General features: G+C 39.4%; 24 protein-coding genes. 1 reads left to right on the forward strand and 23 read right to left on the reverse strand.

The features are described from left to right. Positions 1–20 precede the first annotated feature (20 nt). From sucC to smc, 16 genes are all read right to left on the reverse strand, one after another. The gene (gene sucC, locus AC6CHS_RS03850; protein WP_036573087.1) at positions 21–1181 is read right to left on the reverse strand and encodes an ADP-forming succinate--CoA ligase subunit beta; all 1161 of its coding nucleotides are present in this window, start codon (positions 1179–1181) and stop codon (positions 21–23) included. A 103-nt stretch (positions 1182–1284) separates the two neighbouring features. Then, positions 1285–1557 carry an EscU/YscU/HrcU family type III secretion system export apparatus switch protein gene (locus tag AC6CHS_RS03855; protein ID WP_498234221.1) on the reverse strand — a complete coding sequence of 91 codons (273 nt, stop codon included), beginning with the start codon at positions 1555–1557 and terminating at the stop codon, positions 1285–1287. Next, positions 1554–3290, reverse strand: a complete 1737-nt coding sequence (locus AC6CHS_RS03860; RefSeq protein ID WP_498234223.1) for a hypothetical protein — start codon at positions 3288–3290, stop codon at positions 1554–1556. Before AC6CHS_RS03860 ends, AC6CHS_RS03855 begins: the two co-directional genes overlap by 4 nt. Before the next feature lie 12 nt (positions 3291–3302). Continuing rightward, positions 3303–4076, reverse strand: a complete 774-nt coding sequence (gene rnhB, locus AC6CHS_RS03865) for a ribonuclease HII (protein WP_498234225.1) — start codon at positions 4074–4076, stop codon at positions 3303–3305. 177 nt (positions 4077–4253) lie between these two features. Beyond that, entirely contained in the window at positions 4254–5102 is an 849-nt protein-coding gene (gene ylqF, locus AC6CHS_RS03870) for a ribosome biogenesis GTPase YlqF (RefSeq protein WP_498234227.1), read from the reverse strand. 7 nt (positions 5103–5109) lie between these two features. Further along, positions 5110–5670: a signal peptidase I gene (gene lepB / locus AC6CHS_RS03875; RefSeq protein ID WP_036573095.1), complete on the reverse strand. Its 561-nt coding sequence runs from the start codon at positions 5668–5670 to the stop codon at positions 5110–5112. 195 nt (positions 5671–5865) lie between these two features. Further along, positions 5866–6210 carry a 50S ribosomal protein L19 gene (rplS, locus tag AC6CHS_RS03880; protein WP_036573097.1) on the reverse strand — a complete coding sequence of 115 codons (345 nt, stop codon included), beginning with the start codon at positions 6208–6210 and terminating at the stop codon, positions 5866–5868. Positions 6211–6360: 150 nt separating this feature from the next. Then, positions 6361–7107 carry a tRNA (guanosine(37)-N1)-methyltransferase TrmD gene (gene trmD, locus AC6CHS_RS03885; protein ID WP_498234228.1) on the reverse strand — a complete coding sequence of 249 codons (747 nt, stop codon included), beginning with the start codon at positions 7105–7107 and terminating at the stop codon, positions 6361–6363. Next, the gene (gene rimM / locus AC6CHS_RS03890) at positions 7107–7622 is read right to left on the reverse strand and encodes a ribosome maturation factor RimM (protein WP_498234230.1); all 516 of its coding nucleotides are present in this window, start codon (positions 7620–7622) and stop codon (positions 7107–7109) included. Before rimM ends, trmD begins: the two co-directional genes overlap by 1 nt. A gap of 12 nt (positions 7623–7634) precedes the next feature. Beyond that, entirely contained in the window at positions 7635–8024 is a 390-nt protein-coding gene (locus tag AC6CHS_RS03895; RefSeq protein WP_036573100.1) for a YlqD family protein, read from the reverse strand. Positions 8025–8314: 290 nt separating this feature from the next. Further along, positions 8315–8542 carry a KH domain-containing protein gene (locus AC6CHS_RS03900; protein WP_106896633.1) on the reverse strand — a complete coding sequence of 76 codons (228 nt, stop codon included), beginning with the start codon at positions 8540–8542 and terminating at the stop codon, positions 8315–8317. A gap of 14 nt (positions 8543–8556) precedes the next feature. Then, the gene (gene rpsP / locus AC6CHS_RS03905; protein ID WP_036573102.1) at positions 8557–8826 is read right to left on the reverse strand and encodes a 30S ribosomal protein S16; all 270 of its coding nucleotides are present in this window, start codon (positions 8824–8826) and stop codon (positions 8557–8559) included. A 117-nt stretch (positions 8827–8943) separates the two neighbouring features. Beyond that, positions 8944–10287 carry a signal recognition particle protein gene (ffh, locus tag AC6CHS_RS03910; protein WP_498234232.1) on the reverse strand — a complete coding sequence of 448 codons (1344 nt, stop codon included), beginning with the start codon at positions 10285–10287 and terminating at the stop codon, positions 8944–8946. A 13-nt stretch (positions 10288–10300) separates the two neighbouring features. After that, positions 10301–10627: a putative DNA-binding protein gene (locus AC6CHS_RS03915; RefSeq protein WP_498234234.1), complete on the reverse strand. Its 327-nt coding sequence runs from the start codon at positions 10625–10627 to the stop codon at positions 10301–10303. 77 nt (positions 10628–10704) lie between these two features. Beyond that, entirely contained in the window at positions 10705–11700 is a 996-nt protein-coding gene (gene ftsY, locus AC6CHS_RS03920; protein WP_498234236.1) for a signal recognition particle-docking protein FtsY, read from the reverse strand. A 13-nt stretch (positions 11701–11713) separates the two neighbouring features. Then, the gene (gene smc / locus AC6CHS_RS03925) at positions 11714–15280 is read right to left on the reverse strand and encodes a chromosome segregation protein SMC (protein ID WP_498234238.1); all 3567 of its coding nucleotides are present in this window, start codon (positions 15278–15280) and stop codon (positions 11714–11716) included. Positions 15281–15782: 502 nt separating this feature from the next. Here smc and AC6CHS_RS03930 point away from each other — a divergent pair. Then, positions 15783–16007 carry a DUF1128 domain-containing protein gene (locus AC6CHS_RS03930; RefSeq protein ID WP_498234240.1) on the forward strand — a complete coding sequence of 75 codons (225 nt, stop codon included), beginning with the start codon at positions 15783–15785 and terminating at the stop codon, positions 16005–16007. Positions 16008–16110: 103 nt separating this feature from the next. On the opposite strand, the gene rnc is transcribed toward AC6CHS_RS03930, so the two are convergent. The 7 genes from rnc to recG form a co-directional block, all read right to left on the reverse strand. Beyond that, positions 16111–16794: a ribonuclease III gene (gene rnc / locus AC6CHS_RS03935; protein WP_106896627.1), complete on the reverse strand. Its 684-nt coding sequence runs from the start codon at positions 16792–16794 to the stop codon at positions 16111–16113. 91 nt (positions 16795–16885) lie between these two features. After that, positions 16886–17116 (reverse strand): acyl carrier protein, encoded by a 231-nt coding sequence (gene acpP / locus AC6CHS_RS03940; protein WP_036573112.1) that lies wholly within the window; start codon positions 17114–17116, stop codon positions 16886–16888. A gap of 42 nt (positions 17117–17158) precedes the next feature. After that, on the reverse strand, positions 17159–17899 hold the full coding sequence (gene fabG, locus AC6CHS_RS03945; RefSeq protein WP_498234243.1) for a 3-oxoacyl-[acyl-carrier-protein] reductase: 741 nt from the start codon (positions 17897–17899) through the stop codon (positions 17159–17161). Beyond that, complete coding sequence (gene fabD / locus AC6CHS_RS03950; RefSeq protein ID WP_498234245.1) at positions 17899–18837, reverse strand: ACP S-malonyltransferase; 939 nt, start codon at positions 18835–18837, stop codon at positions 17899–17901. Before fabD ends, fabG begins: the two co-directional genes overlap by 1 nt. After that, positions 18834–19841 (reverse strand): phosphate acyltransferase PlsX, encoded by a 1008-nt coding sequence (plsX, locus tag AC6CHS_RS03955; RefSeq protein ID WP_498234246.1) that lies wholly within the window; start codon positions 19839–19841, stop codon positions 18834–18836. Before plsX ends, fabD begins: the two co-directional genes overlap by 4 nt. Continuing rightward, entirely contained in the window at positions 19825–20418 is a 594-nt protein-coding gene (gene fapR, locus AC6CHS_RS03960; protein WP_498234248.1) for a transcription factor FapR, read from the reverse strand. Before fapR ends, plsX begins: the two co-directional genes overlap by 17 nt. 97 nt (positions 20419–20515) lie before the next feature. Continuing rightward, positions 20516–22549, reverse strand: coding sequence for an ATP-dependent DNA helicase RecG (gene recG, locus AC6CHS_RS03965; protein ID WP_498234250.1), 2034 nt, complete (start codon positions 22547–22549; stop codon positions 20516–20518). Between the last annotated feature and the right edge of the window lie 4 nt (positions 22550–22553).

Genomic DNA, 22553 nt, shown 5'->3' on the forward strand with positions numbered 1-22553 from the left:
CCATGCAAACTATTACGTTTTTATTTTACTAGAGAAACAATTTTCTCAGCGCCGTCTGCCATAGATCCAGCAGATGTAATATTTAAGCCTGATTCTTCGAGAATTTTCTTTCCTAATTCAACGTTTGTTCCTTCCAGACGAACAACAAGCGGAATTTCCAAACCAACTTGCTTAGTTGCTTCCACAACACCTTCAGCAATTACATCACATTTCATGATTCCACCGAAGATGTTAACAAAAATCCCTTTTACATTGGCATCAGATAAAATAATCTTAAATGCTTCTGTTACTTTCTCTGCTGTAGCGCCGCCCCCAACGTCAAGGAAGTTTGCGGGGTCTCCGCCATAATGTTTAATAATATCCATTGTAGACATGGCAAGTCCTGCACCGTTAACCATACAGCCAATATTCCCATTCAGCGAGATATAGCTAAGATCGTATTTGCTTGCCTCAATCTCTTTTTCATCTTCTTCATCTAGATCACGCAATTCCTGAATATCCTTTTGGCGGAATAAAGCGTTATCATCAAAGTTCAATTTAGCATCAAGGGCAAGGACTTCTCCGTCGCCTGTTGTTACCAATGGATTAATTTCCGCGATGGAACAATCCTTTGCAACAAATGCTTCATAAAGCGCCATCATAAATTTCACAGCCTTGCCCATTAATTCATCTGGAATATTAATGTTGAATGCAAGTCTACGAGCTTGATAGCCTGATAGTCCTACCACAGGGTCAATTACTTCTTTAAAAATCTTTTCTGGCGTAGCTTCTGCTACCTCTTCAATTTCTGTTCCACCTTCTTCAGATGCCATCATAACAACACGAGAAGTGGCACGGTCAAGAACCACACCAACATAATATTCTTTTTTAATATCGCAACCCTCTTCAATAAGCAAGCGTTTTACTTCTTTACCTTCTGGGCCAGTTTGATGTGTTACTAATGTCTTTCCAAGTATCTCATCAGCGTATGTACGCACTTCATCCAAGCCTTTGGCAACTTTAACGCCGCCCGCTTTACCGCGGCCGCCGGCATGGATCTGAGCTTTTACTACTGTTACATCAGTACCTAGTTTTTCAGCCGCTTGTACAGCTTCATCAACTGTATAGGCAACATAACCATTAGGAACGTTTACACCATACTGACGCAAGACATCTTTGCCTTGATATTCATGAATGTTCATCCTTTATCCTCCCATCAAAATTCACTGCATTTCCATTGTATTAAAAAAAACGAACTTTCACAAGAATAATAGAATACTTGCAATTACAATCTTTGAAATGGGGTTACGATTTATCCAATTTGCGGTCCACTCTATAGACAAAAGCAAACACCTCTGCTACCGCTTGGTATAATTCTTCTGGAATGGTTTCATTAATATTCAGCTCTGCCAATATCTCAACCATAGAGCTGTCTTCCATAATAGGTACATTGTGTTCTTCGGCCTTTTGTATGATCGCCTCTGCCCTTATCCCTTTGCCAGCAGCTGAAACGATTGGAGCAGTTCCTTTTTGCGAATCATAGGATAACGCCGCTGCTTTTTTCCTGTTCTCTGTCATATTCGAAAATCAACTCCTTGGTACGAGCTAGGATGTGATTGTTGTCGTTTTGACCCAGTTAATTCTTCTTCTCGAACAGGCTTAAACATCACACTTGATAAATGATAATCTAGTTCGTTCAGCCCTTTTTTTAATACAGCCTGATAGTCTTTGGCTAAAGGTCTCAACTCTTCTTCACTTTGATTGTATATTGTAACGGATACATTTCTGTTTTGTACCGTCATATCAATAATCGTTTGATTTAAGTTAGCTAAATCCAAATAGAACAAAACCCGACAATGACTAGAATCTATTTCCCCATCTTCGGTTTTTCTTCCTTCAAACTCTAGCTGAAGATCTTTAGCTAGTCCTAACTTTTCGCCTGGGAGTTGCAAACTAGCATACATAAAATTACCTGTATCTTGAACAGATTGTAACTGAAGACCGTTAATAAAGTGAAGGAGTTGTTTGCTTTGTTCAGTTGTATTGTGTTCGCCCTGTTGCATGTGCTGTAAGAGTACACCTTTTAAAGAGGTTTGTTCCTGCATTACCTTGTTCGCCAAATCATGCTCATACGAATATCCTGTGAAGGAAAGCGTGTGTTTAAGATGCTGCAAAAATTGTTCCTTTGGCGAAGCCGCCGTCAGTAGGTTTACGTCTCGTAACTGCTTCAGCGTGACTTCTATACTTTCCGGAGTATCGGAAGCCGCATTTTGCAAAAATTGATATATCTGGGATAGAGCATGCCGATTGTTTTGCAGCATAGAAGATACTGGGAAAGTAGTATCCTTTGGCAGATATGGTAGTACCGACTGGGTAAACTGCTCTTTTAACCGGGAAAAAAGTTGGGTATCTATGGTTTCTACATTAGCAATGGACTGTGATAAATTATGGAAACTATTTAAAAGAAGCTTTGCATTCTGCTGCAAAGTAGCTCTATTATCTATTACAGTTTGCAGATTCCGCAACTGTGCTTCTGAGAGTTGGAAAGGTACATCTATTTGTCTTCCGCTATGTTCAGTTGTAGTATTCGCTTTCCAAGCCTCAAATGTTTGGGCAGGTTCAATCGCACCCGAAAGTTTCAGTAGGTGAAATAGATTCTGATTGTTTATTCTCTCCCCTAATAACTGGCTTTCTTTTGAAATGACTGCATGATTGCTGACTAGCTTCTGTAGATTTTGACTTATGTTTGGTTGGACATTAGCTCGATCCAATTCTAGCATAGCGTTTGCTAAACGACCTGAAAAGCTAGAATTGGATACAGCCTGAAGAGCTTCCAGCACATTTTTTGTAATGGGCAAACGATTTGAAATCATTTCTACAAGTATCTTTCCTGTCAGTTGTTTATCCTTAGAACCTTCAAGAAGATGCAAAGATTGCGTGAGCTGAGGTTTTTCAAATGGAATCTTCTTTGCGATAAGCTGTTGCAGAAAAACAATATTCCGCTTGGATGCCTTTAATCCAAGCTGTTGGAGCAGGTTGAGACTATTAAGATGGTCCTGCTGTTGTAGTTGCTCCCCTATCACTTTTAATTGGATGACAGGATCTGTTGATTGCACCATAAAATGATACTTCCCACCAGCAGAGAGGGAAGCCTCTAATTGAGCAACCATTTTTTGCGATCCCAGCTGTATTTCAGCCTTATTTTCTGGATAGATCTTTAAAATGCTACCCTTAATAACTTGTCCGGGTTTAATTGTATTCGGCGTTGGTTGAAGCACACGCAAGCTTTGACCTGTTTTTTGAATGCCCAATGGATTGTCCTCCTATTTCACTTCTACATTACCGACCGGTGCAAAAGACCTACGATGATATGGCGTTGCACCTTGATTGCTTAAGGTCTCCATATGGTGTTTCGTTCCATAGCCCATGTTGGAAGCAAAATCATATGCAGGATAGCTCATATGTATCTCTTTCATAAAACGGTCCCTTGTTACCTTCGCTAGAATGCTGGCAGCGGCAATAGAAATACTTTTCGAATCTCCTTTTATGATGGGTTCAGATGGGCAACTTAACCCTTTCAATGGCACAGCATCTACTAACACAAAATCGGCAATTGGATTCAATTGATTAATTGCCTCGTTCATAGCAAGCTTGGTTGCTTCATAAATATTCACGCTATCGATTACGTCATTATGGATAATACCAATCCCATAGCTAATAGCATTATCTCTAATCACTTCATAATAAGCTTCTCTTGTAGACTCACTTAACTGCTTAGAATCATTCAAACCTAGTAGCTTAAAGTCTTGCGGCAAAACTACGGCAGCGGCAACAACTGGTCCTGCCAATGGGCCCCTTCCCACTTCATCTACTCCAGCTATATTCACATAACCATTATTCCGGAGTTTAAGTTCGAATTCTGACATGGCTAAGAATTGTTGTTCTAATGCTTTCATTCTATCCTGCTTAACGTCATATCGTTTAATCAATGTTTGGACGCCTTTGCGCTCATCCTGCCGCATTTCCGCTATCTTTTGCTCCGTTAGTTTATCTTCTTCAAATAACTGTTTTAGCAAAGCTATTGAATCTTTTTGCATACGTCAACCTGCTTTCTTCCTTATATCGGTTAATAAATAGTAAAAATAAAACAAAATGTCATATTTCGCAACCCAAAAGCTGAAGTACTTTTTAACATAAAATTATAATTTAAACTCTAACAAGATAGGTTGTTAAAGGACAAATGAAAAAGACATGCATCCAGTAGATGTATGTCTCTATTCTTCAGGGTTCTCTAGTGTAATATTACCAAGTCTTCCTGTACGTAAGTCACGTATCACTAGATCTGACACTTTTTCAAAGTTAACGCCCCCGCCACTTTCCAAGGCTCCACGTTGTTTTCCTATCGCTTCAAAGATCTCCCACATATCCGTCATATCACGGTCTATCGGATAGCGTTCCTCTAATCTTTCAGGATAATGTTTTTGTAGATAAGAAATAACAAAAGCGACGATATCCTGCATGGAAAGAAGTTGGTCTTTGATTGTACCTATTGCGGCTAATCTATATCCAACAAGCTCATCTTCGAATTTTGGCCATAAAATACCTGGTGTATCAAGTAACTCAAAATCTTTTTTTACTTTAATCCATAATTGTTGCTTCGTAACACCTGGTCTGTCACCTGTCTTAGCAATTTTCTTGTTGGCAAGTCGATTAATTAAGGTAGATTTACCAACGTTTGGTATCCCCACAATCATGGCTCTTGATGGACGCGGTTGGATTCCTTTTTTAATAAGTTTATCCAGCTTTTCTTGTCCAAGATCTTTCGCAAGTTGAATCACTTTTTTTATATCTGATTTGTCATTTACATTAATTGCTATAGCGGGGATGGACCGTTCCTTAAAGTATGAGATCCATTCCTCAGTTTGGCGATTGTCTGCCAAATCCTTCTTCATAAGAACGACCATTTTTGACTTCTGTTGTAAAACTTGCTGAAGCATAGGATTTTGCGAGGATAAAGGCGCACGTGCATCCACTAGTTCCATGACAAAGTCAACGAGCTTTAATTTTTCTTCTACTTCCCGGCGTGCTTTCGCCATATGTCCGGGGAACCATTGTATTGTCATAATTGTTCTACTCTCCTAATTTCATAATATCTATACGGTCAAACGGCCAATATCGCACACTCGTTTTCCCTACAATTTGATCCATTGAAATCATTCCTAAAATACGGCTATCTGTTGAGTTCCCACGGTTATCACCTAATACTAAGACTTGGTCTTCTGGAATGGTTTTATATTCTCCTGGCAGTTCTTCCAGCTCAAAATCATTAGTTAGAATTTCATTGTTATACTCTGTTAAAAAAGGTTGCTCTACAGGCTGGTCATTAACATAAAGGACATTATCTCTTACGGCAATATGTTCCCCTGGTAGACCAATCACACGTTTTATGAAATCCTTTTGATCTGAAGCATGAAAAACGACAATTTCAAACCGTTCTGGATCTCCAAAACGATAGCCAATTTTATTAACAATCATCTGATCCCGATCATGCAGTGTTGGGAGCATGGAAGGTCCATCCACTACAATAGGGGCAAACAAGAAGGTACGCACAATAAAAGCTAATCCAAAAGCTATTAAAAGAGCCTTCAGCCAATCCAACCACTCACTTTTTTTCTTTTTCTGCTTTCCCATCCAATCCCTCCATGCCAGGCAATCTATTATTAGTTTAATCCGACATTACTTGGATAATACAATATAAAGAACATTTCATTCTATACTAGCAAATATGTAGGTTAAATTAAGTTTAATGTAAATAAGCAAAAAGGAGCTTGTGCATATTGCCAAGCTCCTTTCCAGTGGTTTTTGTTACAACAGCTGTATTCAGCTTTAACGGCGTTCTTTAATACGTGCAGCTTTACCACGTAGATTACGTAGATAGTAAAGTTTAGCACGACGTACGATACCGCGACGAGAAACTTCAATTTTATCAATACGAGGGGAATGTACTGGGAAAGTACGTTCAACACCTACACCATAAGAAATTTTTCTTACAGTAAATGTTTCACTAATTCCACCGTTTTGACGTTTGATGACAACACCTTCGAATACCTGAATACGTTCACGAGTACCTTCCACAACTTTCACGTGGACTTTTAAAGTATCTCCTGGACGAAAATCTGGATGATCCGTACGAAGCTGATCTTTTGTAATGTCTTCAATTAGTTTTTGCATCTTGTTACACTCCTTCCAAACCAATGCTCTTTCTCAATAAATGACAGCGGAACATCGTTTATAGTACAAAAAGTCGACACTTTTAGCACAAGATTAAATATACCATAACCTTAGGTATACTTCAAGTTGTTTTGTAGCAAATCTTTTAGATTATGATTCAGAGTTTTCTTCCGAGTCTAGTTGCTTTAAGTAGAGAGCATCCTCTTTGGATAGAACCTTATCTTCAAGTAGCTCTTTTCGACGCTCATAGGTTCGTTTCAGCGCCTGCTGTTTTCTCCACGCCTCAATTTTCGCATGATCACCAGACAATAAAACATTTGGAACCTTCATTCCTCTAAAATCAGCTGGTCTAGTGTAATGTGGATGCTCCAGTAACCCTGTCGAAAAGGAATCCTGTGGTGCGGACTCTTTGTTACCTAAAGCATCAGGAAGCAGGCGAATAACACTGTCCATCACTACCATGGCACCTAGCTCACCACCAGTTAACACATAGTCTCCTATGGAGATCTCATCTGTGACCAGGTGCTCTCGTATTCTTTCGTCAAAGCCTTCATAATGGCCACAAATAAATACTAAGTGATCTTCCTCAGCCAATTCTTCTGCCTTTTTTTGATTGTATGGCTCACCCTGTGGGCACATTAACACAACACGTGGCTTCGCAGTACTTTTGCTGGTGACATCTTCTACCGCATCAAATAGAGGTTGTGGGGTGAGTACCATCCCAGCACCCCCGCCATATGGATAATCATCTACCTTGTTATGCTTGTTCGTTGTGTAATCCCGAAAGTTAACAAGCTTGTAGGAAAACGTCTCCTTTTCATGCGCCCTTTGAAGAATAGAAGAGTGAAAGACCCCTTCAAACATTTCTGGGAATAGCGTTAAAACATCGATATGCATTAATCAAGCAACCCTTCCATTGGCTCGATAACAACCTTTTTATTCTCAATGGAAACTTCTTTCACTACTTCATCAATGTATGGAATTAATAAATCTTTCTCTTTTGGACGCTTTATCACCCATACATCATTAGCACCAGGTGAGAGAATCTCTTTTACAATACCTAAGCTTTCGCCAGAAGCTGTCACGACGTCGCATCCTATTATCTCATGGTAATAATATTCACCACTTTCCAGTTCGGTCAATTGCTCCTCGGTAATTTTGAGATAGCCTCCTTTGAAATGCTCAACATCATTAATGTTTGCATATCCTTCAAACTGAAGCAGATCAAAACCTTTATGGATTCGATGTGCAGCTATTGTTAAAGCAACCGGTGCTGCTTTCTCTTTTACTGCGTAAACCTGGTTTCCTACTGCAAAGCGTTCTTCAAAGTCGCTAATCCTGACTACTTTTACTTCGCCACGAATGCCATGTGTATTCACGATTTTCCCAATATTGTACATTTTTTGGCTCATTAGTATCACCTACTATTCGTCAATTCTGATTACCACATTATCTTTTATTATAATGGTTTTTTCTCCTATGATTTCATCCCAATGCGAGCCTTCGGATACTTCAACAAGAGCTTCAACTTCTTTTTCTGTGATCTCACTGCCCAACTCCAACATCTCAAGTTGTTCCAGTTTAAAATCAGCCAGTTTGATTTTTTCTTTGCGATTATTTATTTCTTGTTGAAACCTGTGACTGACATCCTGTTTGGAAGCCCTCGATTTATTTTCAAATTTCCGCTGTTCAAACAACAGTTGTTGACACTCTTGTTCAAGCCGCATTTTATGATTATAGAAGTTAGTCTGCAATGTTTCCTTGCTTTTTTCTGTGACTACTTGCTTCACAATAACTTTTGTAATAATTTTCACAATTTATCCTCACTCTCAAAAATGATCTTTTGTTCAGAAATTCCTGAGGTGTTAAGAAAAGCATCGTGCGACTAGTCCTCTGGTTATTCAATCGGCAAGTCTTCTTTATCCTAGGGCGATTCACAACGTCTCCTAGTTTCTCTAGTCATAAGAAAAGCTTTATGGCTTTTTAATGAACGCCGACTAAGAACAACCTGTGCTAGGTTAATGCCGGCAGAAACCTACTTCCTGTAGGTCTCCACACGTACACTTTCTTACATGTGTAAAAAGGGAAAGGTTCCCCTTTCCCTTTACATAATATCCAAATAAATACGTTTCTTAGCGTCTGTCTTTGCAGCGTAGACTACTGTGCGTATCGCTTTGGCAATACGTCCGTTCTTGCCGATAACCTTTCCGACATCATCCGGGTGAACAGTTAAATGATAAACCAGCTTGGCTTCTTCTTCTGTCTCCGTTATCTTAATATCGTCAGGATAATCTACCAATGACGAAACGATTGATTCAATTAGGGCTTTCATGATATCACACTACTTTACTGATTTTTCTGTTCGTGGAATTTCTTCATGATGCCTTCATTTGAAAACAGGTTACGTACTGTATCACTTGGTTTTGCTCCATTAGTCATCCAGCTAAGTGCTTTCTCTTCATCGATCTTCACTTCAACCGGGTTTACAACAGGATTATATGTTCCAATTTGCTCAATTTGACGTCCGTCACGAGGAGAACGTGAATCAGCTACAACGATACGATAGAAAGGATTTCTTTTTGATCCCATACGTTTTAAACGAATTTTAACAGCCATTTATTTTGCACCTCCAAATATTAATGTTTTACACAATTTTAGATTCTATCAGAAACAAGGAAGTCTGTAAAGTGTTTTTACATTACAATGTAAAATTCCTTTTAAATAAAGGCGCTTTTACATAAACGGGAACTTCATCCCTTTGCCTTTTTTCCCTTTTTGCATGTTTGTCATTTGTTTCATCATTTTTTTCATTTCGTCAAACTGTTTAAGCAGTCGGTTTACCTGGGAAACAGAAGTACCAGAACCTTTTGCAATTCTTTTTTTGCGACTTGCGTTCATCAGACCTGGGTCCTGTCGCTCTTTTTTTGTCATAGACTGAATAATAGCTTCTACATGAGAAAGTTGTTTCTCATCAAGTTGTGCGTTTTTCAGTCCTTTCATTTTACTAGCCCCAGGAATCATGGCCATTAAGTCATCTAATGGGCCCATGTTCTTGACCTGTCCCATTTGTTCTAGAAAGTCATCGAAGGTAAAGGACATTGTCCGCATTTTTTCCTCTAGTTCTTTCGCCTGCTTTTCATCTACATTGGTTTGCGCTTTCTCGATTAAGGATAATACATCTCCCATCCCAAGAATTCGCGATGCCATTCGTTCAGGGTGGAATTCTTCAAGCTGGTCTAATTTCTCACCCATCCCGGCAAACTTAATAGGCTTATCTGTTACAGCCTTAATAGAGAGGGCTGCGCCACCTCTAGTATCACCATCTAGCTTCGTTAACACGACACCTGACAAATTAAGTTGTTCATTAAAGCTCTCAGCAACATTAACAGCATCTTGACCAGTCATGGAATCGACTACTAGAAAGATTTCATCTGGTTTTACGTTTGCTTTGATTTCTTGCAGTTCATCCATAAGCTCATTGTCGACATGTAAGCGACCTGCTGTATCAATGATCACATAATCATGATGCTCTTCCCTAGCTTTTTCAATAGCTTTTGTAGCAATATCAACTGGATTAGCCTCAGTTCCCATGGAGAATACAGGCATTGTTAATTGCTCTCCAAGTGTTTCTAATTGCTTTATCGCTGCAGGACGATATACATCACATGCCACGAGCAATGGGGAGCGGTTATGCTTTTTACGTAGTAGGTTCGCTAGCTTACCAGTTGTAGTCGTTTTACCTGCCCCTTGAAGTCCCACCATCATAATGACTGTCGGTGCCCGATCAGCTACCGCAATTTTACTGTTTTCTCCACCCATTAATTCCGTAAGTTCTTCTTTAACAACCTTAATAACTTGTTGTCCTGGAGTTAGACTTTCCATTACTTCTTGTCCAATTGCCCGTTCTTTAATACGCTTTATTAAATCCTTGACTACTTTGAAGTTAACATCTGCCTCTAATAAAGCAAGACGAACCTCACGTGTCATTTCTTTTACATCTTGCTCACTAACTTTCCCTTTACCTGTAATCTTCTTTATCGTACTCTGCAGGCGGTCGGCCAGTCCTTCAAATGCCATAGAGGGTGTCCTCCTAATCTAATTCTTTTAGTTGATTCAATTTATCAAAAAATAGCTTCTCTTCTTTATTTGCAATAACCGACTCTAATTCATTGATTAAAGTAAGCCGCTGTTGGAACTTTTCATACAAGTGAAGCTTTTCTTCATATGTTTCTAACATGGATTCGGTTCTCTTAATATTATCATAAACTGCTTGTCTAGAAACCTCTGCTTGTTCGGAGATTTCTCCAAGAGAATAGTCTTCTAGATAGTACATTTCCATATAATTTCGTTGCTTTTGGGTCAGTAATGCCTGATAAAAATCAAATAAATAATTCATTCGCGTTGTTTTTTCCAGCATAAGGCACTTCCCTTGTTAAGTGAATTTGCTTTACATTCCATGATATCGAAGTATTGCCGGAATTGTCAAGCCATCTTCTATTCTGTTTCTTCAAGCATATCGGCAAATAAACCATAAACAAACGCGTGAGCATTAAATTCTTGAAGATCATCTATTTTTTCACCAAGACCTACATACTTCACAGGAATATTAAGTTCTTTACGGATCGCTAACACAATTCCCCCCTTTGCTGTACCATCCAATTTTGTTAGGACAATCCCGGACACATTCGTTGCCTCAGAGAATGTCTTCGCTTGGTTAAGCGCGTTCTGACCTGTTGTGGCATCAAGGACGAGGAGTACTTCATGGGGCGCATTTGGCACTTCTCGCTCAATCACACGCTTCACTTTAGAAAGCTCATTCATTAGGTTTACCTTGTTTTGCAGCCTACCAGCTGTATCACATATTAGCACATCTGCATTTTTAGCCTTAGCTGATTTTATGCCATCAAAGATAACAGCTGCAGGATCACTTCCTGCTCCTTGCTTAATTACATCTACGCCTGCTCGTTCTCCCCATACTTCCAGTTGTTCGATCGCTCCTGCACGGAATGTGTCCCCTGCAGCTAGAACAACCTTTTTGCCTTGTGATTTTAACTGATTCGCGAGCTTACCGATAGAAGTTGTCTTTCCAGCGCCGTTCACGCCAACGACCAAAATAACAGAAAGGTCTTCTCCATCTAGTTTCAAGCCCTCAATCTTTTCGTCATCCTCACCGTAATAAATTTCAACAAGCTTTTCAGAGATGACTTCCTTAATATCCTTTGTATCTTTAATATTTTGTCGCTTTACTTCCATTTTAAGTTCTTCCACCAGGTCCATAACAGTTGTTACGCCTACGTCTGCAGAAATTAGAACCTCCTCAAGCTCCTCAAAAAAGTCCTCATCTACTTTTCGATAACGTGCAATTAAATCATTAATTTTCCCCGAAAAGGTCTGTCGTGATTTTTTCATTCCCTCTTTATATTTCGTAGAGACTTCTTCTGCGTTCTCGTCTTGTTTAAAACGACTTTTAAATTTATCCATAAAACCCATGATTGTAACCCCCTTATGATTTAACTAATGCTTTCGTATCTTCAAGTCGGACAGAAACCAGTCGAGAAACACCGGATTCCTGCATGGTAACACCATACAACACATCGGCTTCCTCCATTGTACCCTGGCGATGTGTAATCACGATAAATTGCGTGTTCTTACTGTAATGATTCACGTATTTCGCGAAACGGGCGACGTTTGCTTCATCCAAGGCTGCCTCTACTTCATCCAATACACAGAAAGGAACGGGACGAACCCTTAGAATAGCAAATAATAAAGCAATAGCAGTTAACGCTCTTTCACCACCAGATAATAAACCAAGGTGTTGGAGTTTCTTACCAGGTGGTTGCGCGATAATGTCTACCCCTGTATCCAAAAGATTTTTTGGATCTGTTAGCTTCAATTCAGCATTGCCTCCACCGAATAGCTGGCGGAATACCTCGGTAAACTCTGCTTTAATTTTGGAAAACGTATCGTCAAAGCGCTTTTTCATCTCCTCATCCATTTCAGCTATAACTGCATACAGTGTTTGCTTAGCTTCCACAAGGTCTGCTTGCTGATCTGTTAGAAAGGAATAGCGCTCTGAAATTCGTTCATACTCTTCAATTGCTCCAAGGTTTACCGTACCCAGTTGATCAATTTCCTGTTTTAATTGCTGTACATTAGCTTTGGCTGCTTCCATATCTTCTGCCTTCTCATAGGATGCCTGCGCTTTTTCAAATGTAATGGTATATTCAGTCTGGAGATGAGAAAGGCGATTTTCTAAATCAACATCAACTCGGTTAACCTTCACTTCCTGTTCATTTATCCGCTTTACCTGCTCTTGATGTGCATTATTCTCTTCTTTCAGTTCTTTATCCTTCTCTTGAAGTAATTGTGTACGTTTCTGACGTGCCGTACGCTCTTTTTGTATATCTGCTGTTAAGCTTTGTTTTTCTTCACTTTTTCGTTCAATTGTAACTTCAATCTCTTGCTCGCTTTCCTCTGATAGCTCATATTCTAACAAGTCATTTAGTTCGCCGGCAAAACGGTCATACTGCTGCTTTGCTTCAGATAATTGCTTTTCAACACTATCTGACTTCTCCCGCTGATTTTTCAATCGCTCTTCCTGCTCAGCTAACAGCACTTGTTTTTCATGAAGCTCTTGTTGCATCTCCCCATGATTCTCTTTCATAGTGGCTTCTTTGCTTGATAACTGATCGATTTCCGACTGAATGTTCTCTAATGCGTTCTTTATCTGAGTCAATTCTTCAGTTAGCTTTTCTTCCCGCTGTTGGAAATGCTCTGTATCCTCATTAAACTGTTGTTTGTCTTGATCATAAATCGTTAAGTTGTCATCTAGCGTTTCCTTTTTCAATTGCAACTCACGTAACTGATCATGTGTCTCCTGCAGTAGCCTCTGCTTTTGGGATAGCTCATCTTCTTTACTAGGGAGTTTCTTCTCAAGCTTTGCAACGTTTGCTTTTTGTTCTGCAACCTGCTTTTCAAATGCAATGGTTTTCTCCTGGAAAGCAGTTAGTTTTTCTGTCATTTCTTGTAAATCTTGTTCCCGGGAGAAAAGGGATTGGTTCGTCTTCTTCTGTGCACCACCTGACATGGAGCCTCCAGGATTTACCACATCACCTTCCAACGTCACAATACGGTACCTACGCATAACCTGTTGGGCAATGTCATTTGCATCTTTTAACGTGTCCGCAATAATAACGTGACCCATCAAGTGGTTGACAGCACGTTGATATGCAGGGTCTGTAGAAACAAGCTGTGAAGCTATCCCAATAAAGCCCGGATGATTCTCTATTTTTGTTAACAGATCCTTTGAAACAAAGCGCTCTTGAATGGACTCCATTGGGAGAAAAGTAGCACGTCCATTATTTGTTTGTTTAAGCCAGGAGATTGCTCTGCGGGCAGCTTGGTCATGCTGGACCACAATATGCTGTGATTGCCCTCCTAATACTGTTTCCATTGCTGTAATATATTTCTTAGGCACATCAACAAGCTCTATTACCGCACCGTGAATATCTTGTAGCCTTTTCTCTTCGCGTGCTTTTAAAACTGCTTTTACGCCTTGGAAAAAGCCTTGGAAATCTTCCTTCATTTCCTCAAGCATTTCTTTTTTCGATTTCAATTTTTCAATATACTGATATCCTTGATAAAGCTTTGTCTGCTGTTCTTGAAACGTGTTTCTTGCGTTTCGTAGCTCTGTCTTAATCGATTCTATTTCCGCTTTATGATCTTTGACGTCTTTTTCCTGTTTTTGATAATCGGCTTCATATACTTCTAAACTGCCAAGCAGTTCTTGCCGTGATTTAACAAGGTCTTGGAATTTCCCATCCTGCTTATCCTTTTTGCCGTTCATTTGTTGCATCTGTTGGGCAATCGATTGTTTTTCATTTCGTTTTGCTGCTTGCTTGTTAAGATACTCAATGTATTCTGATTTTAAATCCTCAATTTTTTCTGCTATGTCCTCTTGGTTTGTTGTTAAATCCTTTTCTAACTGTTTAACACGCTTCAGCGTTTCTTTGCGTAATTCCTGAAGTTCATGTAGACTTTTTCGTTCTACAACCAATTGATCATGCAATGTCCCAACACGAGTAGAGGCCTCATGTTTTTGTGCTTCTAGTTTTTCTTTATTCTCAGAAAAATGCTTCGATCTTTCAAAAAGCAGCTGCTTTTTCCCTTCACTCTTCTCAAGTTCTTCTGTAGCAGAAAGAAGCTGGGCTTGCATTTCTTCAATCTTGTTGTCCAACCGATTTATTGCCTGTTGTTCTTCCTCCATTGCAGCCTCTTTTTGCTGAATGTTTCGTTTCATTTCCGACTCGATACGTTTGTCTTTTTCGACGTCATCCAGTAGATTTTGCCACTCATTATGCAAGTTTTCAATTTCGGTAATCAGAAAGGAAATTTCTTCTTGTTTTAGCTTTTCCTTTAAACTCACATATCTTTCTGCCTTATCAGCCTGAGCCTTTAATGGGTTTACTTGTTGCTCTATTTCATAAATAATATCTTCTACACGATTAAGATTTTCCTGTGTTTCAGCCAGTTTATATTCTGCTTTTTTCTTTCTTTGCTTGTACTTGAGTACTCCTGCAGCCTCTTCGAAGATAGTACGTCTTTCTTCAGCCTTAGAGCTTAATATTTCTTCGACTTTCCCCTGACTAATGATAGAAAAGGCTTCCCTACCAAGTCCTGAATCCATAAACAGATCAACAATATCCTTTAACCTACAGGCTTGTTTGTTCATGTAAAATTCACTATCCCCTGATCGGTAAACCCTTCTTGTAACACTTACTTCCTCATAATCAACCGGCAATGCTTGATCCTGATTATCAAGGACAAGGGTTACCTCTGCAACGTTCAATGCCTTTCTAGAATCACTACCTTGAAAAATAATATCTTCCATTTTAGATCCGCGCAGTGATTTAGCTGATTGTTCGCCCAGTACCCAGCGAATCGCATCTGTTATATTACTTTTCCCGCTGCCGTTTGGCCCTACTACTGCCGTGACTCCTGGAACAAAGTCCACAGAGATTCTTTCAGCAAATGACTTAAAGCCAACACTCTCCAGCCTTTTTAAATACATATACATTCTCCTATTTGAAAAACCGTGTAAAAGGTACATGGGTAGGTTTTTAGAAACACTGATATTAATATAATATGTCTAGCATACCAGTTTATAAAATCATACTCCCTATCCTCTATGCTTCCAATAGCATTGCTTTTTTACCTACCGGCTTTTCGTCCTCTTTATTGAACACGTACATTTATATAAAACACTATTACGTTAATTATTAAAAATATATAATTGGTTTTTGTTATCAATCGATTTTAGGCTACTATAAAATCCCATTATAGTGCCAACTACCAGAATAGCGAAAGCGTCTTTTATATGCTTGTCATGTTATTATGTAGTTTTTTACCGCATTTATTTTACCACAATCATAGCATACTGACATGTTTAGAAGGAAAAAAAGGATAATGTTCGAATGTTCATTCATAGGATAATCGCAATCTTTGTACTTCAATGTGTTCAATTATGTTATGATAAAAAGAAAATGAGATAATTATTTATACGGGGTGTTGTTATGAATTTAGAAAATCCAAACAAAGAAAATATGTCTTTCATTCTAGAACAATTAGGAGAACGGCTTGATGTAGTTAACCGAACAATTTTAGATCCGGAAGATTATGATTTGAATAAATATGATGACTTGAAACTGATGTATGAAATTGTTGTACAGAAAGGGCGTCTAAGTGCTTCAGAGGCACAGGCGTTTATTGAAGAATTACGTTCCGTAAGAAAAAACTAATAAACCAGATTAAGGCTGTGAGCAAATAAATCTCACAGCCTTTTCAAATTGTATGAAAGTGGTAAGGATGCTCTTCCTGGAGCGGCCCTTTGCTTTACTTATATTATGGTTGATATTTGTCTAGGGCAGCCTTTGCTGCTCTTTGCTCAGCTTCTTTCTTTGTTCTCCCCTTACCTGTGCCTGTAACCTTTTCACTTATCTGTACTTCGGCTAAAAATTCCCTGTCATGGGAAGGGCCTGTTTCATCAATAATCCTATACGTAATCGTTTGATGTTTATATTGTTGTACAAGCTCTTGTAACTGGCTTTTATAATCCATCGCATGCGAAAAAGCACCTGTAGTGATTTTCGGAAAGACATGACGTTCCAAAAAGGCTAATGCCTCTGAATAGCCTTTGTCCAAATAAAGTGCTCCCAGAAATGCTTCAAAAACGTCTGCCAATAAGGCCGGCCGTTCTCTACCACCCGTTTGTTCTTCCCCTTTGCCAAGACGAATGAACTTACCAAAATCTAAATCCCTCGCAAAATTTACTAAGGATGGCTCACATACAATTGCTGCTCGGAGCTTTGTCATTTCTCCTTCTGGCATTTCTTCATTTTCCTTAAAAAGATACTGTGATACACCAAGTTCAAGTACAGCATCTCCCAGAAATTCCAAACGTTCGTTATCTACAACCGTTTCATTACGATGCTCATTCACATAAGATGAATGTGTAAAGGCTTGTTTAATCAGCTCATGATTGTCAAACCGTATAGCTAATTCTTTTTCTAATTGCGCGATTTCCATTCATTTTCACCCCCTAAGTTTGTTGTTATATACGAAAGTCTCGCTAAAATGCGAGACTTTCAATTTTTTTATAATTTTTAGGTTTGCGGGACTATAAACTGTTTATGTAGTTTACAGCGTCACCCACTGTATTAATTTTTTCAGCTTCTTCGTCAGCGATTTCCATATCGAATTCGTCTTCCAATTCCATAACTAATTCCACTACATCTAAAGAATCCGCCTCTAGGTCATCTTTAAATGAAGCTTCCATCGTTACTTTTGACTCGTCAACGTCTAAACGATCTACGATAATAGCTTTTACACGATCAAACACGTCTGCCATTCTCTCTTCACCTCCTTTCAAAGAAAGTCACTATTGCTTTTATTACATAACCATTCCACCGTCGATATGAATGGTCTGGCCAGTAATATAAGAAGCATCTTCTGAAGCAAGGAATCGAACAACTTTTGCCACTTCTTCAGGTTTCCCTAATTTCCCTAGTGGAATCATGTCTAGCATTCCTGCTTGCTGTTCTTCGGTCAATGCATCTGTCATATCAGTTGATATGAACCCTGGAGCTACCGCGTTAACACGAATATTACGTGAAGCAAGTTCCTTAGCGGTTGTTTTGGTTAAGCCAATCACGCCTGCTTTTGCAGCTACATAGTTAGCTTGTCCAGGATTACCACTTACTCCAACAATGGATGAAACATTAATGATTTGGCCAGATTTTTGTTTCATCATCTGACGTGTTACCGCCTTGGTACAAACAAATACGCCTTTAAGATTTGTGTTAATAACCTGATCAAATTCTTCTTCTTTCATACGCATCAATAAATTATCTCTGGTTACACCAGCATTGTTGACAAGTATATCTAAGGTGCCAAACTCACCAATTACCTCTTTAACCATTTCTTTAACACTTGTTTCATTTGCTACATCTGCTTGTACCTTAATAGCATTACAGCCGATTGCTTTAATCTCTTCAACGACTTCCTGAGCTTTTGCTTCGTTACCAGAGAAATTAACGGCAACATTCGCTCCTTGTCTTGCCAGTTCCAAAGCTATTTCCCGTCCAATACCACGCGAAGCTCCGGTTACCAAGGCATTTTTCCCTTGTAACATTATGCTTCCTCCTTATACCACGAAATAAATTCATGAAGGGATGCCGTATCTTGTACAGCAAATGTCTTAACACTTTTATCAATTTTTTTCACAAGACCACTTAGCACCTTACCATTTCCTACTTCAACAAATGCATCGACCTCTTGATTAAGCATATGGCGAATAGATTCTTCAAAGCGAACTGGGGAATATAATTGTTCGATTAATAATTCTCTAATCTTCCTACTTTCGGTTACAGGTGCGGCAGAGACATTTGCGTATACAGGGATAGAAGCATCGTTGATCTTCACTTCATCCAAGTACTTAGAAAATGCTTCACTTGCTGGTTGCATTAATGTGGAATGGAATGGCCCACTCACATTAAGAGGAAGCACTCGTTTAGCACCGTGCTCTTTTAATAGAGACGTAGCTAGCTCTACACCTGCCTGTGAACCTGAGATAACAACTTGCCTTGGGCAATTCAGATTAGCAATATTAACTGTTTCATTTTCCACTTTGGCAAGCGTTGAAGCAATAGCCTCTTCGTCAAGACCTAAAACCGCCGCCATTGTACCTTGTCCTTTAGGAAAGGCTTCTTCCATTAACCTACCTCTAGTGGCTACTAACGGCAATGCCTCTTCAATAGATAAAGCGCCCGCAGCAACTAATGCGCTATATTCGCCTAAACTGTGTCCAACAGCCATTACGGGCTGGATTTCTTCTTTAAGCAATAACGAGTGCAAAGCAATACTTGATAGAAGGAGGGCAGGCTGTGCGTTCTCTGTTTCGGTTAGTTCATCTTTTGGTCCCTCAAACATTAATTCGGACAGATTTTTATTCAGTACTTGATCAGCTTCCTGGTACAACTGTTGCACATCGGAAAACTCTTCAAAGATATCTTTTCCCATACCAACAGCCTGTGACCCTTGTCCCGGAAACATAAATGCTACTTTTTTCATACGTTATCCTCCTTATCTATTTCCATTGCTTCAATTGTTTCTTTTATCGTGTCTGTCACATTAAATTCCACCATATGGCACGCTTGCTTTATTGCATTAAATATTGCTCTGCTATTGGATGAACCATGTGCTTTAATAACAGGTGCACCCAGTCCAAACAATCCAGCTCCACCATATTCTGAGTAATCAAGTTGATTTTTCAGTTTAGTTAAATCTTTTTTCATAACACCGGCTGCAAGCTTTGTTTTGAGCGATCCCATAAACACTTGCTTAAGCATAGAAAACATTGATTCAGCAGTTCCTTCAATCGTCTTTAAAGCAACATTCCCACTAAATCCATCCGTAACAACAACATCAGCTACACCTGACAATAAATCACGTGCCTCTACATTGCCAACAAAGTTAATTGGTGCTTCCTTCATGAGAGAAAAAGCTCGTTTTGTCAGATCGTTTCCTTTGCCGTCCTCTGTGCCAACATTAAGTAAACCTATCTTTGGTTCAGCAATCCCTCTAACTTTCTGTGCATATACAGAGCCCATTATGGCGTATTGTAAAAGATGTGAAGGCTTTGCATCAACATTCGCCCCTACATCTAAAAGTAAAAATCCTTTCCCATCAAGGGTTGGTAGCGTTGGACTTAATGCCGGTCGTTCAATCCCCGGGATTCTACCAATGACAAATAAACCTGCACTCATTAAGGCACCAGTATTGCCCGCAGAGATACACGCATCTGCTTGGTTTTGCTTTACTGCTTTGGCCATTACCACTAAAGAAGCATCTTTTTTCTTACGTACTGCCCTTACTGGTTCATCATCGCTTGTTATAACTTCGGTTGTATGTACAACATCAATATTTTCGTTCGTAGATAAGTATTGGTTAATTTTTGCTTTATCACCATATAACGTGATATGCAAATTGTCAATTTCGGAAACTGCTTCGATAGCACCACGTACGATTTCTTCTGGTGCATGATCTCCACCCATTGCATCAATTGCTAATCTCATCATCTTGTTCTCCTTTGTGTCCACTAGTTTGGTACATATGGAATACACCTGTAAAAACCAGTTCGTTTTCTACAAAGCTGTTAACGTGAACAATTGACTTGCCACTATCATCTTTTCCTTCTACCGTAGCCTTGGCTATCACCCGTTCTCCCTGTTTGACCTGACGAATGAATTTAAGCTCAGTTTTAACAGTTAGTGCAAGTTCATCATTGATAACCGCAACAGCAAGTGAATTAGCTTGGGCAAACAAATGATGTCCCCGTGCTATTTTATTCCTTGAAAATACAAGATCACTGCTAATATCCAAGATAGAGATAGCCCGTTGATCTAGTTCAAGGTCAATAACCTCACCAATGACTTCCTCTAGCGGTAGAGCTTTTACCGTTTCATTCCACTGATCTGTCGCAACCGACTTTATACGCTGGCGCAGTTCGGGAATCGATAACTCCAATCTATCCAGCCTAATTGTTTGGATACTAACAGAAAATTTCCTTGATAGCTCTTCATCTGTGATAAAAGGTGTTTGTTCAATTGTTTCTTTCAGCATCAGCTGGCGTTCTGTTTTCGTTCTTCGCATTGATACACCGTCCACATCGAATTAATTACGTAGAAACTACATATTAAGACTTGGTCCTAATAGTAATATATAATACCTTGTACATTTATGCAAGGATCTAATCTAATTTATCCGTGAGTGCAGCGTCCTTTTCCAGCATACTTTTCAGCGCAGAAAAAGCAGGATTTGTATCCAGCATTCCTTTCTCGATAATTTCCTGAGCGTCATTTCGGGCAGTTTCTAAGGCGCGATAGTCATGGACCATATCAGCAACTTTAAATTCCGGCATCCCACTTTGTTTCCTACCAAAGAAATCTCCTGGCCCTCTTAATTTCAAGTCCTCTTCCGATAGCTCAAATCCATTCGTAGTTTCTGTCATAATACGCATACGTTCTTTTCCTACTTCACCCTTTGGATCAGCAATTAAAATACAATAACTCTGCTTATCACCTCGACCGACTCTACCTCGTAATTGGTGTAATTGGGAAAGCCCAAAACGTTCCGCATCATAAATTACCATAATGGTAGCATTGGGAACATTTACACCTACCTCAACAACTGTTGTAGAGACAAGAATCTGAATTTCATTTTTTGAAAACTGTTGCATGACGTCATCTTTTTCTTCTGTATGTAAGCGTCCATGCATCAAACCTACCTTCACCTCAGGAGGATAAAATGTTTCAAGTTGTTGATGTAATTCTACAGCGTTTTGAATGTCTAGCTTGTCCGATTCTTCAATTAGCGGACAAATGACATAAGCTTGCTCTCCTGCTGCTACTTGCTTTTCAATAAAGCGAAGCACCCTGTCTAACGTATTTTCTTTCGTCCAATAAGTCTCAATTTCTTTTCTTCCTACAGGCATTTCATCGATAACGGATACATCCATATCACCAAATGCTGTGATAGCAAGTGTACGAGGGATCGGCGTTGCCGTCATAAACAACACATCAGGGTAAAGGCCCTTTTCTCTTAACATTCGTCGTTGTGCTACTCCAAATCGGTGCTGCTCATCAACTATGACAAAACCTAGGTTGTGATATGTGACCTCTTCCTGAATAAGAGCGTGCGTGCCGATCACAATATCCACCTTTTTCTCTGCAATAGCCTGTAATACTTCTTTTCGCTTTTTCCCTTTTACAGAACCAGTTAATAAGGTGATGTTTGCACGCTCCCCAAACAAATCAGATAAAGATTGATAATGCTGCTCTGCTAAAATTTCCGTTGGCACCATTAAAGCGCCTTGTTTTCCTGCTGTAATCGATGCCAGTAAGCAGATTGCGGCAACAGCCGTTTTACCTGAACCTACATCTCCTTGCAGCATACGACTCATCCGATATGGTGAACGCATATCGTTTAAGATTTGCCCCAATGCCTTTTGTTGTGCATTTGTTAAGGGAAATGGGAACGAACCAATAAAATCTTCCACCTGTTGTTTGTCATATTGCTGTGCATTTCCATCCGTTGCTTCTCTTTTCCATTTTCGTAAGAGTTGCATTTTAAGTTGAAAGAGTAGAAATTCTTCGTATATAAACCTCCTACGCGCATGTTTAAGAGCCAATCTGTTGGCAGGGAAATGCATGGAGGTAACAGCTTGTTTTCTATCCGGAAGCTTATACGCGTTTAAATAGTTTTCTGGCAATATTTCATCCAACTGATCTCCGTAAGCTTCTAGTGCTGTTTTCACTGTTTTTTTCAAGCGAAAAGGCGTAATGTCACCCTTCACAGCGTAAACCGGTTGGATTTCTTCTTGTGAAGCTGCCGGTCCTTTTTTATATTGACTTACGGTTATTTGTAGGCGATGTGCATCCCATTTTCCCACCAATGTAACCGTATCCCCTGCATTAATCTGTTTTTTGGCAAAGGCACGATTAAACATGACCGCTTTGACAGCTATATTTTCTACCTCTAGTGTAAAGGATAATCGCGATTTCTTTTTCCCAAAGAAAGAGAGGGAAGGATCATGTACTACCCTACCCTCAATTGTTACCTTGTCATCATGTATCAGTTCAGCAAGCGGCTTAACTTCAAACACATCAAAACGGTATGGAAAATAATACATCAAATCCTCAATTGTTTTTATATCTAGAGATGCCAGTGACTCGGCATACTTCTCACCGACACCTTTTAAAGTTTCTATTGATTCATTCAGCATATGA

Source organism: Oceanobacillus sp. GQ8, from assembly GCF_059758495.1.

Coding starts and splice junctions, on each gene's coding strand:
- rpsP (WP_036573102.1), bottom strand. CDS start 8,826: ATGGCTGTTAAAATTCGTTTAAAACGTATGGGATCAAAAAGAAATCCT.
- AC6CHS_RS03930 (WP_498234240.1), top strand. CDS start 15,783: ATGAATTTAGAAAATCCAAACAAAGAAAATATGTCTTTCATTCTAGAA.
- fabG (WP_498234243.1), bottom strand. CDS start 17,899: ATGTTACAAGGGAAAAATGCCTTGGTAACCGGAGCTTCGCGTGGTATT.
- rnc (WP_106896627.1), bottom strand. CDS start 16,794: ATGGAAATCGCGCAATTAGAAAAAGAATTAGCTATACGGTTTGACAAT.
- fapR (WP_498234248.1), bottom strand. CDS start 20,418: ATGCGAAGAACGAAAACAGAACGCCAGCTGATGCTGAAAGAAACAATT.
- trmD (WP_498234228.1), bottom strand. CDS start 7,107: ATGCATATCGATGTTTTAACGCTATTCCCAGAAATGTTTGAAGGGGTC.
- ylqF (WP_498234227.1), bottom strand. CDS start 5,102: ATGACAATACAATGGTTCCCCGGACATATGGCGAAAGCACGCCGGGAA.
- AC6CHS_RS03915 (WP_498234234.1), bottom strand. CDS start 10,627: ATGCTGGAAAAAACAACGCGAATGAATTATTTATTTGATTTTTATCAG.
- plsX (WP_498234246.1), bottom strand. CDS start 19,841: ATGAGATTAGCAATTGATGCAATGGGTGGAGATCATGCACCAGAAGAA.
- acpP (WP_036573112.1), bottom strand. CDS start 17,116: ATGGCAGACGTGTTTGATCGTGTAAAAGCTATTATCGTAGATCGTTTA.
- recG (WP_498234250.1), bottom strand. CDS start 22,549: ATGCTGAATGAATCAATAGAAACTTTAAAAGGTGTCGGTGAGAAGTAT.
- lepB (WP_036573095.1), bottom strand. CDS start 5,670: ATGGGAAAGCAGAAAAAGAAAAAAAGTGAGTGGTTGGATTGGCTGAAG.
- rimM (WP_498234230.1), bottom strand. CDS start 7,622: ATGAGCCAAAAAATGTACAATATTGGGAAAATCGTGAATACACATGGC.
- AC6CHS_RS03855 (WP_498234221.1), bottom strand. CDS start 1,557: ATGACAGAGAACAGGAAAAAAGCAGCGGCGTTATCCTATGATTCGCAA.
- ftsY (WP_498234236.1), bottom strand. CDS start 11,700: ATGGGTTTTATGGATAAATTTAAAAGTCGTTTTAAACAAGACGAGAAC.
- fabD (WP_498234245.1), bottom strand. CDS start 18,837: ATGAAAAAAGTAGCATTTATGTTTCCGGGACAAGGGTCACAGGCTGTT.
- rplS (WP_036573097.1), bottom strand. CDS start 6,210: ATGCAAAAACTAATTGAAGACATTACAAAAGATCAGCTTCGTACGGAT.
- ffh (WP_498234232.1), bottom strand. CDS start 10,287: ATGGCATTTGAAGGACTGGCCGACCGCCTGCAGAGTACGATAAAGAAG.
- rnhB (WP_498234225.1), bottom strand. CDS start 4,076: ATGCAAAAAGATTCAATAGCTTTGCTAAAACAGTTATTTGAAGAAGAT.
- AC6CHS_RS03900 (WP_106896633.1), bottom strand. CDS start 8,542: ATGAAAGCCCTAATTGAATCAATCGTTTCGTCATTGGTAGATTATCCT.
- smc (WP_498234238.1), bottom strand. CDS start 15,280: ATGTATTTAAAAAGGCTGGAGAGTGTTGGCTTTAAGTCATTTGCTGAA.
- sucC (WP_036573087.1), bottom strand. CDS start 1,181: ATGAACATTCATGAATATCAAGGCAAAGATGTCTTGCGTCAGTATGGT.